General features: G+C 64.8%; 5 protein-coding genes. 1 reads left to right on the top strand and 4 read right to left on the bottom strand.

The window, feature by feature from the left end; all coding sequences use genetic code 11:
• The 4 genes from tatA to ACILRA_RS21190 all read right to left on the bottom strand — a co-directional run.
• The coding region (gene tatA, locus ACILRA_RS21205) for a twin-arginine translocase TatA/TatE family subunit (RefSeq protein ID WP_395664036.1) at positions 1–123 on the bottom strand (123 nt) is incomplete at its 3' end.
• Positions 124–222: 99 nt separating this feature from the next.
• Entirely contained in the window at positions 223–1,353 is a 1,131-nt protein-coding gene (locus tag ACILRA_RS21200) for an ABC transporter ATP-binding protein (protein ID WP_395664035.1), read from the bottom strand.
• 66 nt (positions 1,354–1,419) lie between these two features.
• On the bottom strand, positions 1,420–2,781 hold the full coding sequence (locus ACILRA_RS21195; RefSeq protein WP_395664034.1) for a PleD family two-component system response regulator: 1,362 nt from the start codon (positions 2,779–2,781) through the stop codon (positions 1,420–1,422).
• The gene (locus ACILRA_RS21190; RefSeq protein ID WP_395664033.1) at positions 2,778–3,152 is read right to left on the bottom strand and encodes a response regulator; all 375 of its coding nucleotides are present in this window, start codon (positions 3,150–3,152) and stop codon (positions 2,778–2,780) included. The genes ACILRA_RS21195 and ACILRA_RS21190 overlap by 4 nt, the downstream gene beginning before the upstream one ends.
• Here ACILRA_RS21190 and ACILRA_RS21185 point away from each other — a divergent pair.
• Positions 3,151–3,530: DUF3572 family protein (locus ACILRA_RS21185; protein ID WP_395664032.1), on the top strand; the 380-nt coding region annotated here is incomplete at its 3' end. The genes ACILRA_RS21190 and ACILRA_RS21185 overlap by 2 nt on opposite strands.

Raw genomic sequence — 3,530 nt, 5'->3', positions numbered from 1 at the left:
CTTCTTGAAGCTCTTGATGCCCTTGGCCACATCACCCATCAGGTCAGAAATCTTGCCCCGGCCAAACAGCAACACCACCACCAGGATCACCAGCGCCCAGTGCCAGAACGACATCGCACCCATAGACAAACTCCTCTTCTGCGGAGAGCGGCTTCCCCCTCCGTCATTGTGTAGCGCCACTAAAGCAGAAAGCCCAGCGCGCCGCAACCGAAGCCGAAGACGTCACATAGGAGGCGTTGCCGCCGTTTCAAAGACGAAAACATGTTCCGGGTCGATCCGGAACCACGCCGCCTGCCCCCGCGGCGGCGCCGAGCGTGACGCGATCAGGGCGGTCAGCGGTTCATCGATGCCCTTGAACAGGATGCTGCACTTGACGTCATCGCCCTGAAACCGGGTTTCGGTCACCAGCCCTTCCGTGCCCGTGGCCGCCTCGGACCGCTTGATCCCCTGCGGGCGGATCAGCACCAGCGCCTCGGCGCCCCGGTGCTGGCCGGGCACCGGAAAAGCCCCGAGAGGGGTGTCCACCGCCCCGCCCGCGACATGGCCCTTCAACTCGTTGGCGTCGGAAAAGAAGCGCGCTGCCGCCGCATCGACCGGCTGGCGATAGAGTTCCTCCGGCGTGCCGGACTGGATCAGGTGGCCCTGCCGCATCAGGAAGATGCGGTCGGCAAGGCCCATGGCCTCCACGGGGTCATGCGTCACCAGCAGGCAGGAGGCCCTCGTCTCACGCAGAAGTGTAAGCGTCTCGGCCCGGACCGATTCCCTGAGGCGCTGGTCGAGGCCGGAAAACGGCTCGTCCATCAGCATGACCTGGGGCCTGGGAACCAGGGCGCGGGCAAGCGCCACGCGCTGCTGCTCGCCGCCCGAGAGATGGTGAGGATAGCTCTGCGCATAGTGCGCAAGGCCCACCCGCTCCAGGGCGTGGCGGGCAATGGTGCGCGCCTCTGACGCCGGCAGGTTCTTGAGGCCGAAGGCTACGTTCTCGATGATGGAAAGATGCGGAAACAGGGCGAAATCCTGGAACATGAGCCCGATGTTGCGCCGCTCCGGCGGCACGAAGCGGCTGGGCCCCGCCATCTCCTGCCCGTCAAACAGCAGGCGGCCCGTATCGGGCCGGTCGATCCCCGCGGCGATGCGCAGCAGCGTGGTCTTGCCGCAGCCCGAAGGGCCCAGAAGACATGCGATCTCACCCGGCTTCAACGTCAGGCTCACATCCGCCACAGCGGCCGTGCGGCCGAAACGCCTGGAGACGCGCTCGAATTCCAGCAGCCCCGCGAAGGTGGCGCCGGCCGTGCCCCTGGGTCCCCAGCGGCGGAGGCGTTCTTCCTGCGGTGCGGGCACGGCGGCGTTCATGCCCCGGGATCTACAACAGAGTTCGGCGGCGGCGCAATTGCCGAGTGGATCCGTCGGAAAAAGCCCTCATGCGGCAGAGAGGCTCACCCGGTTGCGGCCTTCGCGCTTGGCGCGGTAGAGCGCCCGGTCAGCCCGCTTGAGCAGCTCCTCGGGCGTATCCTCGACATTGAGCAGGCTGGCGACACCCAGCGAGATGGTCACGGTCAGGTGGCAGCCGGGCGCGGCGAGAAAGGGCTTGGCGGCCACCATCTTGCGCACCCGCTCGCCCACCCGCTCAGCCGAGTGGAGATCGGTTCCGGGCAGCACGACCACGAATTCCTCCCCGCCAGTGCGGCAGGCGAGGTCTGAATTGCGGATGATGGCGCGCAGCCGTCCCGCCATTTCCTGCAGTACCCTGTCGCCCGCGTCGTGGCCGTAGGTGTCGTTCACGGACTTGAAGAAATCCACGTCCAGCGTCAGCACCGAGACCAGCCGGCCGCGGTTCACGGCATGGGTGATCACCTCGGCAAGGTGGGTTTCGAGATAGCGCCGGTTATAGAGGCCGGTCAGCGCATCGGTGATGGCCATCTCCATCGAGGCGCGCACACTTGTGCGCAAGCGCTCGGTATAGCGGTAGCGGCGGATCTGGGTTGAGACGCGGGCGAGGAGTTCCTGCCGGTCGACAGGCCGCATGAGGTAGTCGTTGACGCCAAGGTCGAGGGCACGGAGCAGCCGCGGACGATCCTCCGGATCGACGATGATCAGGATCGGCGTCTGCCGGGTCTGCTCAACCGACTTGAGTTGCGAGCAGACGCGCAGCGCGTCCACCCCCTCCATGTCGAGGTTGATGATGACGAGTTCAACCGGAGGCCCGCCAAAGGCCTCCAGCGCCTCCTGCGGCGTCTGGGCGACACTGACCTTGTGCAGCCCCGCCAAAGCATTGCGGATGCGATCGCCAAGTGTTGCGCCATTGTCGACGACGAGGATGTTCGCGGGCGCCTTGTCAGCCTCGGCAAGCTCTGACTGGAGGAGCCGCAGCGGGTCGCCGCTGGTGCGGCTCCTCAACTCGTCCGTCAGCATCTTGAGGCGCACGAGGCTCTTCACCCGGCAGAACAGCGCGACATCGTTCACGGGCTTGGTCAGGAAATCGTCGGCGCCTGCCTCGAGGCCGCGCACCCTGTCCTCCGGCTGGTCGAGCGCCGTCACCATGATCACCGGCACATGCTGGGTCGCCGGGTTCGCCTTGATGCGGCGGCAGACCTCGATGCCGTCAAGCCCCGGCATCATCACGTCGAGCAGCACGATGTCGGGCCTGGCACTGCTCACCGCATCGAGCGCGTCGACGCCGTTCATGGCGGTCACGACGTCGAAATACTCCGCCGAAAGCTTGGCTTCGAGCAGGCGCACATTGGCGAGAACGTCGTCGACGACGAGGACGCGCGCCGTCATGATGTCTTCTTCAGATATCCGTCGATGGTCTGGAGGAAGCTCAGGACGGAAATGGGTTTGGAGATGTAGGCCTCGCAGCCGCCCTCCCTGATCTTCTGCTCGTCACCCTTCATGGCGAAGGCCGTGACGGCGATGACGGGGATGCGGCGGAGCTCATCGTCCTCCTTCAGCCACTTCGTCACCTCAATGCCTGAAACCTCGGGAAGCTGGATATCCATCAGGATCAGGTCCGGCTTGTGCTTGCGCGCGAGTTCGAGCGCGGAGAGCCCGTCGCGCGTCTGGATCACTTCATAACCGTTGGCCTCGAGAAGGTCGTTGAACAGCTTCATGTTCAACTCATTGTCCTCGACGACCAGGACGCGTTTCGGCATGGCCGGCACCATATCTGGCGTTCGCATCGGTCCAGCCGACACTGACATGTTCACACTCATCTGGCTGCGGCCCCTGCGGGCCTGCCGGATCATGCCGGCAGGGCCCCGTTTTCCCTGTATGGGTCGAACTCTGGGCCTGGCCGGTAACCAACAGCTTAACCAAACCGGGGCGCTGTTCAACGAGGTTCAGAGGTGGTTAACTGGGTTTGTCATGATGCGCCCAAAAATAATAGAATCTACCGAAGACGCCGAGGTCATCGCCCTGAAAGCGCTTAGCTTTCTGGCCACGGATCCGGAGCGGCTGTCACGCTTCATGGATCTGTCAGGCCTCGGGATCGGGGATATTCGCGCCTCCGCCGAAGACCCGGCCTTCCTCGG

Origin of the sequence: Aestuariivirga sp. (genome assembly GCF_044239095.1) — a bacterium.
In the GTDB taxonomy this organism is placed as follows: Bacteria; Pseudomonadota; Alphaproteobacteria; order Rhizobiales; family Aestuariivirgaceae; genus Aestuariivirga.
The sequence above is the reverse complement of the archived record's forward strand: the minus strand, read 5'-3'. Positions and strand labels throughout refer to the sequence as shown.